Genomic DNA, 15,470 nt, shown 5'->3' with positions numbered 1-15,470 from the left:
GTGTATTTTACTTACTCACTAGGGTCTGATTCTGGTGGGAAGTCATGGCGTAGCTGTGCGACATTAGCAGTGGTCACTATATCAGTGAAATTATTTAGATCGCTATGCACGTATTGTGTGACAGCTGCTATTTGCTCATCACTCATCATGCGATGAAAAGAGGACATACCGCGCAGACCATTGATTAACACACTGATGATATAGTACTTCGATTCCATCTTGCTGTTATTGGCAAGCGGTGGATAGTAACCAGCGCCTTGTGCACCGTCACCTTTTTGCATATGACAACCTGCACAAGAGTCGTCATAGAGTTTCTTACCATTGGTGGTAAAGAACCCCGTTTTGCCTTGTGTGCTGCCTTCAAACTTTGCGAGCCATTTCTGCATGCTAGCATCATCGCTCATTTTTGGTATTGAGCGCACATCGACAATATTGCTGGTGGGCTCAGCCAACTCTGCTTTGGACATATATACGCCGCCCCATGCGCCTTGATTGCGACTGGCCTGATTGTCAAAATTTTTATCGAATATCATTGGTGCTGTCTGCGGGTTAGCGATGGTGGCTGCGTTTTGTGTTCTATTCTGACTACAGCCTGACAACGTTGTTAATGTTGTCAATGTTATTAACGCGGTCGACCCGCCAACTATGAGCTTCATTATGGCCTTGCCTGAGCCAGACGATGCGATTGGGTTTGCTGTCAACATATTCATGATTATTCCTAACGTCCCTAGTCTCATTGTTATCATCCTTGCTTCAATGCCAGACTGATTTTCCAAAAAATTATTATCTAAAATTTCATTACTTAAAGACGTGCTACCCAAGCTTTTTGGCTTTTTGATGCAAGCGTTTGGCGGCGTCCATACCAGATAGTATCGCGCCTTCTTGCCAAGCAGGAATGTGTGAACAATGCTCACCTGCTAACACAATCCGGTGGTCTATCTCGCATAATGTCTCATAGTACTGCTCACGACTTGACTCGCTCCAGATACCATAACAGCCAAGCGACCAAGGGATACGATGCCATGCGACAGACGTGCCCGAACGGAACTCTTTGGTATATTGCGGATGAATCTGTTTGCCATAGGCGAGCGCCGCATTGATACGCTCTTTGGGTGTTAGCGAATTAAATTTGTACGAGGCTTCCCCAAATCCATAAGCACCAAGCAACACACCTGAGCCTGAGCTAAACATATCTTGTGAAGGGTAGGAGATTTGCGAGATGGGCATATCGGTATACGTGATGCCGCCATAGATCCATTCATCCTCTTCCCAAAACCGCCGTTTGAACTCCAAACCCACTTTGTAAGAGCTGTCATAAGGAACGGCTGCCATCGCTTGTTTCATTGGCGCGGAGACATTGATATCAATCTGAGTCAGTATGGACAAAGGAATGGTGCAAATACACCAATCTGCGCGCACTGTTTTGGTAGCACCGTCAGGGCTATTGCTATCGACATAGTCAACGGTGACACCAGTTTCGTCTTGATTGATCTTGGTGACTTTGGCATTGAATGTAATCATCTCGCGACATTCACGTGTGAATGCATCACCGATTTTTCCCATACCGCCAACAGGCTGAAACATCGCTGGTTGATGGACATGGACGGTATAGTTGGTATAAATATCCGACCACATGCCTGAGTCTAGTAATTTGTCCATCGGTATGGGCGTTGATGGCTTGGCATCAGGCATTAGACCACCACCGGGATATACGCTATAGCCACGATGCTTACCAGTCTCATGGCTTTTGACATAGCGATAGTTATTATCAAGGACACCCCAGCCTTTTAAGCCTTCGAGTAGTTTTTCTTTGTCCTCTTTATCAACTGTATTATCAAGACTGCCTTTATTGACGGCTTTGGACAATAACTCTGACACATAACCGCGAATATCGCTCTGTACTTCGCCCAAGCGCTGCGGCGCCCCATCGAAGTGATTGGTACGATGCAGATAAGCACGATCATTGGTTTGGATAAAGGGCTGCAATGCCACGCCGAACTTTTTGCAGTAATGAAAGACCGCGTAATGATGGATGGGCAATCGCCATGGCCCACCGTTAAAGTAATTGCCTTTTTGAAAGTCGCACGTGACCTCAGCACCGCCCAGCTCCGTATATTTGTCACCACTGTTCAGTGTCCAGCTACGTCCACCGCCACGATTTTGGTACTCAAGCACGGTCACTTTATAGCCTGCTTTTCGTAGCTCATAGGCGGCAGTCAGACCGCCCAACCCTGCACCCAATATCACGATACTAGCGCCAGCCGGTGCGCCTTTAAGATTCATCTCTTCTTTGAAGCTCGACTCAGATGCAAACCCCAACGTAGTCATCGCTTGATACATCGCGGTCGCGCCTACCGTCTTGCCTATCATTGAGAGCAGTTGTCGCCGCGTGGGAGATTGGAGCAGGTCATTCATAGGACTATCCTTATCGTGCTGAGTCTTTGCGGTATTATCAAAAATAGTAATTGAGGCATATTCTTTATAGCTAACTTTTCTCTTTTATCACACGCGTGACATCCGCCGCGCTGACATCGCTACTTGGTAAACCACCAAAGGTGACTCGTACGTAGTTAGTAATATTAGCAATCTGTGCAGGGCTTAAATCTTTTGAGAAGCCGGGCATTTTTGGTGCTGTATTAAAGGCACCTTTTGCGCCAAATGCAATGACGCCAATGAGTGCATCAGGTTTTACGCGGCGAATACTACTCAAACCAACGATGGAGGCATAGCGTGCATCGGGCTGAGCGTAACCATCGACGCCATGACAGCTGGCGCAATTTGCTAAATATAAGTCTTTTGGCGAGTTGCTGTTAAGACCGCTGTTGTTAGCACTGTTGACAGTATTCGTTTTAGCCTGTGCCAGATAGTCTTTCTGCTCAAGCAAGTCATAAGTAATCGAGTTACTGACTGGCTGCGGCAGGCGAGACACATTGACTGGTATCAGATAATCATTGGTCTTAATGGCTGGGACGACTTTTAAGTAGTCAGCCATCGCTATAAGGTCTTCGTCGGTGAGGTAGCGTGTACTATGCGCCACGGCTTCTGCCATTGGCCCACCTGCGTAAGCGCGCTTATCAAGCGTGCCTGTACGCAGGTAAGTTACGATATCCATTTCGCTCCAAAGGCCGATACCTGTGTCGTTGTCAGGCGTGATATTCGGTGCAAACCATTTACCAAGTGGTGCGCCGGATAAATAGCGGTCTTTATCTAGGCCTTGGGTTAAGTTGCGCGGTGTATGACAAGTGCCGCAGTGCTCTAAGTTATTGACCAGATATTCACCACGCTGCTGAGAGTTTGTCAGCCCTGAGCGATTTTCGGTAGAAGGCACATTGATGACATTCCATGCCAGCATTAAGCTACGAATATTTAACGGGAAAGGCAAATGAGTGGTTTTTTCAGGTGGGTTGTCTACGATAGGAACGGTCTGAAAGTACGCGAACAAGGCGCTGATATCCTCATCTGTCATGCCATGATAAGACGGGTAAGGCATCGCAGGATAAAGCTGATGGTTGGGTGCACGACCTTTTTGCAAAGCCTTTTTGAAATCGGCTTCAGTATAGTTGCCGATGCCATAGCGCGTTGACGGTGTAATATTGGTTGAGTAGATATTGCCAATGGGCGTCTCAATTGGTACGCCGCCACCATAGTCATCACGGTGGCAAGCCATACAGTCTGCTGTACGCGCCACGTAAGCCCCGCGATTGGCAAGCGCACTATTAGCAGGGCTGACATTTGGTAGGGTTATTCGACTGGGCAGATTTTCCATTGGCAGGCTGACCGTGCCTGCCATCACGACGGTAGACACTAAGCTGAATCCCAATGTCAGTGTTATTATCGAAGAAAATGACAATGCTGGCATGACGGCAGAAAGTGGTTTCGCAATACTCTTATAATACCGATGAATCATGTCTAATTCCTTTTTAAGCTTTCTGCAAATCACTACCAGTATCCATTCAGACAATGGCGAAACATTAAAAATACTACTGTCTGGCGGCTTCGACCTTGATACTTAAGTCAAGGTTTTTGGTCAGTCCGAACCAAGCGAATTTATTGATATTCCATTTTGTGCGATTAATCGTAGCAGTGAACTCGCCACCGCAAACATCCTTTCTGAGATTAGTGCTCAGATAACAATCAAATTTAGTCGCGGTTAAGCTAATTAGGTGGGTCTCGCCATGCAGTGTCAATTGTCCATCTACCCGAGTGACCTGCGGGCTTTTTTTATCTTGATTAAAATGCCATTTTGTCGATTCAAAATGCGCTGAAGGAAACCTCTGCATATCGAAAAATTCAGGCCCCGTTAGACTATTATTAAAAGAAGGGTTGCCCGTATTTAAGGAGTTTATCGGTATGATCAATGAGATTTCGCCTGATCTTCGGTTTGGATCGTATTGCAACTGGCCTTTGATATTATAAAAGCCACCAGTCGTGGCTGAACTCTTAAAGCGTTCGATAGCAAATCGGATATAAGTGCTGGCAGGATTAATAGCATAACTGGCAGCTTGACTGCTATTTGCAGCGCCTACGAGCAATAATAAAATGGCCAAAAAAGAATAGATATGCGAAGGTTTTGGCCTAATAAACAACAAGCGCATAGCTATATTCCTTTACAGGCTATTGATATAGAGGAGCTTATTCACAAGCGCTATCCATGCGTTTGCTTAACAATAAGCCAATGATTGTTTATTATTTATACAGGGTTTTTCAAATACTTAGTAGTGCTATTTTAGTAAAGAGTTAACGAATGACTCTGTCATGTCTGAACGTCAATTCCAAGTATGGATGCTAAGTACTGATACCTAATTATTGAAGCTGAGTACTTATGCAACAGTACTGATGCATAAGTACTGAATGCTAGGTGCTGACTTTAAGTGTTAGAGTGCTCAATGCTAGACAAGCTAAGACCAGTATGTCTTTTATCATCGTTGGTGCTGTGTGCTTTATTTTTAATCGATTGTTTAAAAAATAAGGCTGCGAGCGCACAGGCTATAGTTAATGACAGCATCATTGAGACCAATGTATGGCTAAAGAAGTGATCGCCAAACAGCATCTTATACAGTCCCATTGTCCAGCCCAAAACGGTTACTGATATGACTATTTGATAGCGGTATTTTCTTAGTGTCGGTAAAAAAGCCAGTCCATATAAAGAAAATCCTGCGCTGGCGTGAGCTGCTGGGAAGCATCTGGCAGGCGTTGCTGCTACGATGTTTTGCCAAAGATTGAGGTAGGGTGAATCTCCATTAAAAATAGCTAAGTCATTTGGGCAACTAACATGGGTGACGCCTTTGAACGTGGCAATAGTAGCAGGTACAATCGCCAATATAATCAGTAGGTAGCCGATCTCTCGAATTGGTAAAGGAAGCAGAAATCTATCGAATTTATGGCGATGCTGCGAGGCGGCGTCAGGCAAAGGTTGTCGATATTTTATAATTAACACTGCTATGAGGTAGACCGCCAGTAGAATTAATAGGGCTTTGGGCAAATCATAAAAGATAAACGCATAAGGCTGCGCGCCTTTTTCTAGTAGCCAGTGTCCATTGCTATAAAACAGCTCGCTGATGCGTATGTCCAACTGGCTATGCTCAAAAACCAATGCGGCAATGATGGTCACGCACAGTAGTTTTAGCCAGTCCCAAGCCATTGAGTGGTTTTCTAAAGTCATGGATACACCTGATAACGTATATTAAGTGATGAGAGCTTCCAGCATGCTGCTATAAAAAAATAGACAACTATAAAAAGACAGACAGCGCCATTAACCATAAAACGGTTAAGAGAAATAACGACAAAAATTGTGCAGCAGAGCCGACATCTTTTGCGATTTTTGCGAGTGGGTGCTTGGCGGTCGAAGTATGGTCAACGCAGGCTTCGATACCTGTGTTGATTAGCTCAACAATCAAAGATAAAAAAGAAGCGACGACTAGCATCATTTTTATACCAAGCGCAAAAGGCATAACGATGACAGCAGCTAGCAGTACAAGATTGAGCCACACCACTTGTCTAAAAGCCGCTTCAAATTTATATGCGGCCTTAAAGCCGTCTAGAGAGTAACCAGTGGCTTTTATAATGCGGTAAATTCCTGTTTTGCCTTTGGCATGACTTGCGAAGCTGTCAGCTGCAAGTGCACTATCATGTGCTGTTTGGTTGACAGAACTATGCTCGGCTAACGGCTCTATAAGGTTGGTATGAGTGATTTGCTTCATAGGACATTCTTAATGGTCTATTAAAATTAAGATAGCCTGAGTATAAGACGGGAGAGGTTAAGAAAACGTTAAGAGGATATAGAGGGATGAGAATAAAGCGTAATGGTTGTTTAAGCCTGTCGTTTCCCAATCAGTAATTATGATTAGGAAATGAATATGTCTTTGAGCTATCACGAGGTTATTTATAATAAATACTAAAGGTACTACCACCTGAGCGATTGGCTTGGTGAGTGAGCTGCCAGCCCATATGTGACATGATACGCTGGACGATACTGAGTCCTAGACCTGAGCCTTCAACCTTATGTTTTGTTTCATGCTCTGACAACAGGATTGTTTGCTCGTCTTTATAATAAGACTCTAATCGCTCAAACCGTTCATAGAGTAAAGGCATCATCGCCTCAGGAATACCTAAGCCAGTATCAGTCACTGTGATTTTTTCGTCATCGATAGTAATGGCTACTTCGCCATCATCGGTATATTGAAATGCATTTTTTATGAGGTTACCCAATGCCATTTTTAGTAGTTCGGGCCGTACGTAAGCGCTGTATTCCTGCTCAGCAATTACCTGACAAGTGACAGACTTATACCGCAGTAAGTATTTTAGGCGCTGCATTTCCGCTAAGGCGATACTGTTGATAGAGGTTTGCGGCGCGTCTAACTTTTCAGGCGCGCGCGATAGTAGGAGCAGGGCAGTGATAATCTCAGAAGTTTCTTTTGCCGTGGTACTGATACGGTTGGTAAACTCGTTTAAGTGGCTGTCAGCATCTAATTGCGAGGCCAATACTTCAGAAGCCCCCATGATAATAGTCAACGGCGTACGCAGCTCGTGGCTGACATCACCAGTAAATAGTTGCTCGCGCTTGAGATATTGCTCTAACTTATGGTTTTTCTCATCGATAGCCCGTGCCAAGACACCGACCTCAGATGGCAAGTGTGTCAAATCGCTTAAGTTGTGATGATCGGTCTCGACGGCTCGTTTCAAATCTAATAAAGGTTTGATGATTTGTTTGGAAGACAATTGAGAGAAGATAGCGGCGATAAGTAAGCTTAAAATCACGGCTACCTTTAACGTATCTGCAAATATGTCTTCTAGGTGCTCAAATATCGCCAAGACTGGATAATTTTCCATTACCATTTCTGTGTTTTCTAGGTAAGTCAAAATATAGGTTTGACCATCTTGAGTATAGGCGAAAAGATGTAGGTTGGCATGACCTGCTCCAGAGGCTTTATTAACAGTGACAGAAGTCTCTTGCACCGTGTCATTGGCTATCGCTTGTAAACTAGTAGGTGCTTTATCATAGCGATAAATCTTGATACCTGGTTCAGCGACATAGATAGGCTGGTCACCATACTTTTCTTGACTAAGCTCTAGCTGCTGCAATAGGCGAGCTTTGACCAAATCTTGCTCTATTCGGCTCTCTGCGTATAAAAAAATACTGACAAAAGCTGCGCACAGTAATAACGCGAATATGAAGTAAGACAGTCTGAACTTATTGGCTATCGAGTCTATATTGAGCATGGCATGAGACAACTTAATAGAAAAAGGCGATATATAACAGAGCGATAAATACGTTACGGTCAGTCAGTTAGTAAATTGGATAAGGTTTATTCAATCCATACTGTAATGATAACTACGCGCTTGCTGATTCACTAGGGACAACAATTTGGTAGCCCACGCCAGGTACTGTGACTATCATGGATGTGTCAAATGGCTTATCAACCTGTGCACGCACGCTATGCATATGGGTGCGCAGTGCATCACTACTCGGTATGTCTAGCCCCCATACTTTTTCTTCAATCTCAGTTTTACTGACGACTCTAGGCGCTGCACTCATGAGGATGTGCAATATTTTAAAGCCAGTGGGGGTAAGCTTTAGTGATTGTCCGTCGCGCATAATAGTATGCTCACTATTGTTTAAGGACAACGCTCCGACCGCAATACTGTGGGCAAAATGATCGTCCTCATGGCGACGTATGAGCGCTTTGATACGGCACTCCAACTCGACCAACGAAAACGGCTTGACCAAATAATCATCAGCACCGCTATCAAAACCAGCGACTTTATCTAAGATTGTATCGCGAGCCGTGAGCATTAGCACAGGCGTCTTGTCATGCAGCTCTTCTCTGAGTTTTTTGCACAGCTGCGTGCCATCCATACCTGGCAGCATCACATCGAGTAGTATCACATCATAACGATTGTTTGAAGCAAGTGTTAGCCCGCTATAGCCGTTATACGCGTTGTCCAATTCAAAGCCTTTTGGCTCAAAGAAAGCATAAATATTGGCCACGATATCGGGGTTGTCTTCAATAACGAGTATCTTGTACATGATGCTGACCTAAAAAATAGTGGTTACCTAAAAGGACTGAGTAATATAAAAACGAATGTAGAGAGCTGTTTTAACAAATTATTTGGAATAACTCACTTTTAACCACTCAATTAGAATGGGACAGTTTGAAAAGGGTTGCTTCACCTTTGACTTCATCGGTCGTAATACCAAAAAAGCTAAGCAATGTTGGCGTAATGAAATCGTGCGACACAGGCTCATTGACCATACTAGAAAGATTTTCAGTATCGATACTATTGCTATTGGGCGACCAAACTATCGTAGGCACGTGTTTTTGGGTATCTGGTGCGAACTTATAGGGCAAGCCGTGCAGGTAGATATTATTTTCACCCAAACTCTCCCCATGATCACTAATATATACCATTACCACATCATAATCTTGCTCATAAGGCTTTAGCGTATCAATCACATTATTCAAAAAATAATCGGTATAACGAATCGCATTATCATAGCCATTTACCAACGACTGAGCATCACATTTAGACAGCTCATTGGTCATGCAAACAGGGTTATACGCTTCAAATTCTTTGGGATAGCGCTGATAATAGGCGGGGCCATGATTGCCCATTTGATGCAGCAAAATAAGTGTGTCTTTCGGCATCTCTTTCTGTGAGCTGCCTGACTTAACCAGTGTATCAAACCCATCAAGCATACCGATATCTCGGCATTCAACATCACAGTTCGGATTGGTATCAGCTGTTTTATAGTCTTCAAAAGTAACGCGATCAGCCACGCCTTTTGAGCTAGAGTTATTGTCGCGCCAAACGACATTGACCCCTTGCTTACTTAGCGTATCTAGTACGTTTTCATTATACTTGGCGGTATCGATATCGTAGTCTGCTCGATTCGCATAGCTGAACATGCAGGGTACGGAGTAGGCCGTAGAGGTGCCGCAAGAGACGGCATCTTTAAAGCTATAAAGGTCTGACTGCTTTGAGAGCAGCGGTGTGGTGTTGCGTGTATAGCCGTTCAAACCGAAGTGATCTGCGCGAGCCGTTTCGCCAACCACAAACACCATCAATTTAGGTTTTCCGCTGCCACTCACACTATTAGCAGGTGCCACGCGTTTTGCATCTGTCGCATGTAGTGTGAAAGTATCAGGACGGCGTAGCTCATCGACATAGTTTTCGCCAAGTTTGATCGTAGAGTAAATAGGCGTGATCGGGTTGGCATAAGAGCGAACTTGTTTATGCTGACGAAAGAAGCTGGCGTACTGGTCACCAAATGGTAAAAGACACGCTGCGATCAGTGCGATAGACAATATCAAGGTGGCTGTTTTTTGTAGTATGCTGCGTTGCCAAGTAAAACGCTTTAGACGAATTTTGCTAATGATAAATGCTGGCAACACGCCCAGTAGCAGCACACGAATGACCATGCTGGGGGCAAACAACCCCATCGCCTCTGCCTGATCGGTCTCCAGACTGTTGATCAGCATGTTTGTGTCAAATATCGTCCCGTAAGCATCGGTAAAATAACCACAGACGGCGGCAGTGATTAGTAGCGCAATCAATACTGGTTTGGCAGTTGGGCGATAGCAAAGCAGCTGTAATACCAGCCACATCAGTCCAAATAACAAACCTGTGATGGAGAGTATAAAGCCCATATTTGTGCTAAATGGATAGATAGCCAGCACCTGCTCAAAGAACCCAATATTTGCAGTCGCTACCAAATATACAGCCACGATAATAATAAGATAACTGAGACTTATCTCACGATCATATAGCTTACTAAGGTAGCTGGTTTTTGCGTTGGCATTGGACGCGTTGATTTTCAGCACATTGGTCTTGATGACTTGAGGTATGGACATACAGATACTTCTCAACAGATGGTAGGAAACGTCATTCCTTACCATAGCAAGTGGTCTGTTAAGAAGATGTTAAGGCGGTTCATGCCAACTCTAATAAGTTAGATGTTGTGTGGATTGTTGAGATGGCTTTGTATATTTAAGTTAGGCAGGATGCATCATTGCCATCAGCTGGGGCTTGTCTTTTATAGTGATAAAACCATAGTGCATATTGATAAGGTGCTGCTTTTGCCACGATTGAATGATTTTATTGATGGTTTGTCTGGTAGTGCCAAGCATAAAGCCAAGCTCTTCTTGCGATAAGCGCAGCTCTATTTTGATATCGTCTCCTATTTGCTTACCATAAGTGTCGATCAGTCCAATCAGCATGCTAGCCAATCGCGCTGAGGTATTGAGTGAGGTAGCATCATCAATCCAATCAAATGCTCGGCGAATTCGCTGGCAAGTTATAAGTGCGAGGTGCTTGTATAAAATCGGATGCGATTGCGCTGTTTGAATCACCAGATTTCTTGGGATTGAGATTAGCGTTACTTTATTAATCGTCCACGCATCATGGGTGCGAGGATTGTCATCTATGATAGATATTTCACCAAACCACTCACCACTAGATAGATGTGCCAGTGTCATGGCATGGCCACTAGTGCTCACATTACAGACTCTAATCGTACCCGACACGACAAAGTGTAGAGCGGCATCATCACCATCACCGATGGCATGAATCATTTGACCTTTTTGGTATACCTTTAGCACCGCATCGCCCGCCAGTAGCGGCTGCACAATGGCTGGTAGTTGACTAAACCATGGGTCGTTATTTAAATAATGATTAATATTCATAAGTGTAATGTTTTTGACAGATTTGGTTTTATAAAATGGTGTAAGGTAATAATTCGGGATATCTAAAACAGTAAAGGAATACACCATGCAAACAGCTATGCAAACCACTACATCAACGGATTCATCATCGAGTGTACACCATAATATGAGCGAACAAGAGTGGCAGATGCGCGTAAATCTTGCAGCCTGTTATCGAATGATTGCTTCTTATGGCTGGGACGATTTGGTATTCACTCATATCTCTGCACGCGTACCGGGTACTGAGGATGAGTTTTTAATCAATCCATACGGAATGTTATTTGAAGAGATTACCGCCTCTAGTCTGGTAAAGGTTAATAAAGCAGGCGAAAAAGTAGCGCCATCAGAGTTCGAAGTCAATCCAGCTGGATTTATCATTCATAGTGCTGTGCACGAGGCTCGTGATGATGCGCATTGCGTCATCCATCTGCACACAAATGATGGCGTTGCCGTCTCAGCGCAAGAAAAAGGCTTACTACCTATCTCGCAACAATCATTATTTCCACTATCTAACTTGGCATACCACGACTACGAAGGCGTCGCATTAAACCCTGAAGAAAAGGTTCGTTTGGTTGCTGATTTAGGCGATGCTCACTTTATGATTTTGCGTAACCATGGTCTACTCACTTGTGCCGATACGGTTGCCAATGCGTTCTTGTACATGTATATCATGCAAAGAGCTTGTGAGATTCAGATCAAGGCGCAGAGCGGAGGCGGTGCATTGACGCCAATACCAGCACAAATATTGGCCGGTATTCAAGCGGCATCTGAGCAAGTGACCCGAGGCGCAAACGGTGACATCGCATGGCCCGCCTTATTAAGAAAGCTACGCCGCACTGACCCATCATTTGAGGAGTAAGTCTCTAATGATAACTCTTGATGAGTGGCAACGGCAGGGGCAATATGAATCCATTAACGGGCATCAAATCTTTACTCGGTATGCAGGGGATAAAAGTGCGCCTGTATTGCTATTGATTCATGGTTATCCTAGTGCCAGTTGGGACTGGGAGGGCATGTGGGATGCGCTAACCGAGCACTATTATGTTATCACCCTCGATATGCTGGGGTTTGGGTTGTCAGATAAACCCAAAAACGCGCGCTACCTAATCAGTGAACAGGCGGATATTTATCAAGCTGTTTTGCAAAAACTGGGCGTCAGTGATTATCATATATTAGCGCATGACTATGGTGATACAGTGGCTCAAGAGTTGCTAGCCAGACAAGTTGAGGGTAGCGCTAGCGCTGAGCGACACATTGCTAGCGTATGCTTTTTAAACGGTGGTCTATTTCCTGAGACGCACAAACCTATCTTGGTACAGAAGCTACTGCTATCGCCATTGGGCCCTCTGGTATCGAAGCTGATTAATAAGCAGAAATTTGCGGGCAGCTTACAACGGATATTTGGCCCTGACACGCAGCCCACAGCAGAGGTGATAGATACGCTATGGCAGCTGTTAAATCACAATGATGGATTGGGTGTGATGCATAAGCTGATTAATTACATACCCCAACGTCAGCAGTATCGCGAGCGATGGGTCGGTGCCATTATCAACAGTACCGTACCTGTGAAATTGATAGCTGGTGCCAAAGACCCCATCTCAGGACAGCATATGATTGATCGTTATCGTCAACTGATACCCAATGCTGATATAACCAATATGCCTATGCTAGGCCATTATCCGCAGGTAGAAGATGCGGCAGCGATCACAGCGGCCTATCTGCAATTTAGACGCAGTATTTTGTAAATACAGTTCAATCTAACAAACGCAGAGCATCAAATGGTGCCCTGCGTTTTTTTATGGGTGGTGAGCACTGAGTGCATCGCTGTCTCTTAGTATGTATTTGTACGGCTATAGCTGGTCAGTACATAACGTCTATGCGCTACGCCTATCTGGTATGTCATTACTTAACTGTGCCCTTTTATCATGTCATAAGCTGCTTTGTTGGCATCTTCATTTGTATTAGCTATTTTCATTTATGCGATTCAATTCCCAATAACTTTCTATTTTAGTTCTGTTTATTTTAATAAAAATAAAATGTGGCCCATTATATTTGTTTGGCTGAATATATTTGTTTGGCTGAATATATTTGTTTGGCTGAATATATTTGTTTGGCTGAATATATTCACTTAAAAGGATATGGAGAAGGTAAACACTAGTCTTTTAAAAAATCACCCATCATATTTTCTACAATTAATATATGTATAAATTTTTCAGTAAAAATGATTCAAAAGATGAAAATTTGTAAAGAAAATGTATCTTGGAATTTGGATGGTTTCTCTGGTTTAGGCCATATAAATAAAGGGGTTTGCTGATAAGAAATAACTAAAAGAATAAAGAAAAACATATTTATTATAAGTATATGTTATATAAATGTTTTTTAAATTACGATAGAGGTTTTTTGCAATTTTGTATGCAAAAAGAGACTTATATCATAGGAGTTTTATTTTCGTTCGATTAATATTATTTTCACAATGTTTATATATGGTTCTATTAGTGATTGATTATTTTATTGTTTGTACTAGAATACTAAATAAGCGTATCTAAATTGTTAGTCATATATCTAAAATATTTCCAGTACAAGGAAGTTTTAATTTTAAGCCCAGAGTAATGTTGTCTTTTTTGCAATAGACAACAATAGACCTTACTGCTTGACCTCAGCTCTCTAATTGATAAAGGAATAATAAACATGAATCGTAACTATAAAGTAATTTGGAATAGATCATTAGGGTGCTTTATGGCTGTTGCAGAATATGCAAAGAGTCGAGGCAAGTCTTCAAGTTCTGCTGTCAGCTCTAACTCTAGTGCATCAGCCGCGGTATCGACAGGTGCACGATTGCTACGCTTGAGTAGTCTCACGGTGGCACTGGCCGCGACAGGGCTTACGTTATCAACACAAGCGTTTGCCGTGGCAGGTGCTGCTGGAGGTAGCAGTAGTCAAGCCTCGAGCACAGCAATTTCACCATTAGCACTAGATTGTGGACCGCTAGGAGAAGCGGCAATTATTGGGGTTGGGGTAGCAGCTGTACCAGGTGTTTCACCTACCATTCCAGCCCCAACAAACAGCATTGCAATCGGTTGTGGTACGACAATTAATAATGCTAACGACTCAGTCGCTATTGGTAGAGAGAATACTGTTAGTGCGACAAATGGCCTTCAACAGCAAATTGGAGATCGAAGGTTAGGCGGTGTTCGCAATTACGCTACTGGTGAGACTTTTTATATAGGTACGGCAGTTGCACTCGGTGATTCAAATTCTACAGCCGCTGGCGGTGGTGTCGCACTGGGTAACAGTAACCAAGTAACTGGCGGCAGTCACGGTATTGCTATTGGTCAAGGTAATGTGACAAGTGAAGCATTTGGAGTAGGTCTAGGTGTGGGTAACCTATCAACTGGAAATACAGCAATCGCTATAGGTACTGCCAATGAATCAACTGGTAATACCTCGATTGCCTTGGGTCGTCAAACCTATTCTCGTGCAGACTTTGGTATTGCGGCAGGTAATATTGCGACGGTTGAGGCTGGTGCTACCAATGGTATCGCGCTAGGTACAAGTTCTAACGTTGCCGCAGCAGGCGTGAATAGTGTAGCGATTGGTGCGAATACTGCCGCTAACGCTGCAAATAGTGTTGCTTTAGGGCAGGGATCTGTTGCAAATGCCCAGACGGGAAATTCTTATTTAACTAATGTTGCTGCTACGACTGATGGTACAGTCTCGGTAGGTAGCGATACGATAAAACGTCGTATCACCAACTTGGCTGATGGTTCAGCAGCCAGCGATGCTGTCACAGTAGCACAGTTACAAAGTTCAGTCAGCGCAGGGTCAGCAGGTAACACTACTCGTTCTGAAGGCAACATGACGGCCCTAGGTGGTAGTTATGATGCAGCCACAGATACTTATACTCCGCCAGAATATGTTTTAGATAATAGTACTACTACGGTTAATACTGTCGGTGAAGCTCTTGGTAACCTAGATAGTCGAACAACAAACAACACTACAGCCATTGCTAGTGGTCTTAACTTTGCAGGCGACAGTGGCACTAACGTCAACCGTCCACTAGGCTCTATTCTTAACATCACAGGTGGTGAGACGGATCCTGCCAACTTAACCACTGGTAACATTGGTGTGGTTGCAGACGGTACAGATGAACTCAGCATTCAACTAGCAGAAGCCATTGACCTTGGCGAAGATGGCAGCCTCACCACGGGTGACACGGTAGTCAACAACGCAGGCGTTGCTATTGATGACGGTGCAGATAACGTAACCACC

Annotated in this window: 13 protein-coding genes; 3 read left to right on the top strand and 10 right to left on the bottom strand. The window is 43.9% G+C overall.

Translation table 11 applies throughout. From position 1 onward, the window contains the following. Positions 1–11 precede the first annotated feature (11 nt). From ACQKC9_RS09070 to ACQKC9_RS09025, 10 genes are all read right to left on the bottom strand, one after another. A complete protein-coding gene (locus ACQKC9_RS09070; RefSeq protein WP_427621500.1) occupies positions 12–710 on the bottom strand; it encodes a c-type cytochrome in 699 nt (232 codons plus the stop codon). A gap of 103 nt (positions 711–813) precedes the next feature. After that, entirely contained in the window at positions 814–2,415 is a 1,602-nt protein-coding gene (locus tag ACQKC9_RS09065; RefSeq protein WP_427621499.1) for a flavin monoamine oxidase family protein, read from the bottom strand. Between the two features lie 70 nt (positions 2,416–2,485). Then, positions 2,486–3,859 carry a c-type cytochrome gene (locus ACQKC9_RS09060; RefSeq protein ID WP_427621809.1) on the bottom strand — a complete coding sequence of 458 codons (1,374 nt, stop codon included), beginning with the start codon at positions 3,857–3,859 and terminating at the stop codon, positions 2,486–2,488. Between the two features lie 121 nt (positions 3,860–3,980). Beyond that, the gene (locus ACQKC9_RS09055) at positions 3,981–4,595 is read right to left on the bottom strand and encodes a YceI family protein (RefSeq protein WP_427621497.1); all 615 of its coding nucleotides are present in this window, start codon (positions 4,593–4,595) and stop codon (positions 3,981–3,983) included. Positions 4,596–4,867: 272 nt separating this feature from the next. After that, positions 4,868–5,662: a PAP2 family lipid A phosphatase gene (locus ACQKC9_RS09050; RefSeq protein WP_427621496.1), complete on the bottom strand. Its 795-nt coding sequence runs from the start codon at positions 5,660–5,662 to the stop codon at positions 4,868–4,870. 67 nt (positions 5,663–5,729) lie between these two features. Then, entirely contained in the window at positions 5,730–6,200 is a 471-nt protein-coding gene (locus ACQKC9_RS09045) for a diacylglycerol kinase (protein ID WP_427621495.1), read from the bottom strand. A 178-nt stretch (positions 6,201–6,378) separates the two neighbouring features. Beyond that, positions 6,379–7,719 (bottom strand): sensor histidine kinase, encoded by a 1,341-nt coding sequence (locus tag ACQKC9_RS09040; protein ID WP_427621494.1) that lies wholly within the window; start codon positions 7,717–7,719, stop codon positions 6,379–6,381. 112 nt (positions 7,720–7,831) lie between these two features. Next, positions 7,832–8,527, bottom strand: a complete 696-nt coding sequence (locus ACQKC9_RS09035) for a response regulator transcription factor (RefSeq protein WP_427621493.1) — start codon at positions 8,525–8,527, stop codon at positions 7,832–7,834. Between the two features lie 106 nt (positions 8,528–8,633). Then, positions 8,634–10,352, bottom strand: coding sequence for a phosphoethanolamine transferase (locus ACQKC9_RS09030; RefSeq protein ID WP_427621492.1), 1,719 nt, complete (start codon positions 10,350–10,352; stop codon positions 8,634–8,636). Between the two features lie 141 nt (positions 10,353–10,493). Beyond that, a complete protein-coding gene (locus ACQKC9_RS09025; protein WP_427621491.1) occupies positions 10,494–11,183 on the bottom strand; it encodes a Crp/Fnr family transcriptional regulator in 690 nt (229 codons plus the stop codon). An 85-nt stretch (positions 11,184–11,268) separates the two neighbouring features. Between ACQKC9_RS09025 and ACQKC9_RS09020 the strand changes: the two genes are divergently transcribed. The 3 genes from ACQKC9_RS09020 to ACQKC9_RS09010 form a co-directional block, all read left to right on the top strand. Beyond that, positions 11,269–12,060, top strand: coding sequence for a class II aldolase/adducin family protein (locus ACQKC9_RS09020; protein ID WP_427621489.1), 792 nt, complete (start codon positions 11,269–11,271; stop codon positions 12,058–12,060). A 7-nt stretch (positions 12,061–12,067) separates the two neighbouring features. Next, positions 12,068–12,946 (top strand): alpha/beta fold hydrolase, encoded by an 879-nt coding sequence (locus ACQKC9_RS09015; protein ID WP_427621488.1) that lies wholly within the window; start codon positions 12,068–12,070, stop codon positions 12,944–12,946. Between the two features lie 943 nt (positions 12,947–13,889). Then, positions 13,890–15,470 (top strand): ESPR-type extended signal peptide-containing protein (locus ACQKC9_RS09010; RefSeq protein WP_427621486.1); only part of this gene is annotated, 1,581 nt, incomplete at its 3' end.

The sequence above is a fragment of the Psychrobacter sp. NPDC078409 genome, assembly GCF_050268505.1.
GTDB lineage: Bacteria > Pseudomonadota > Gammaproteobacteria > Pseudomonadales > Moraxellaceae > Psychrobacter.
Note: the sequence above shows the minus strand (reverse complement) of the source record. Positions and strands in the feature narration are given on the sequence as shown.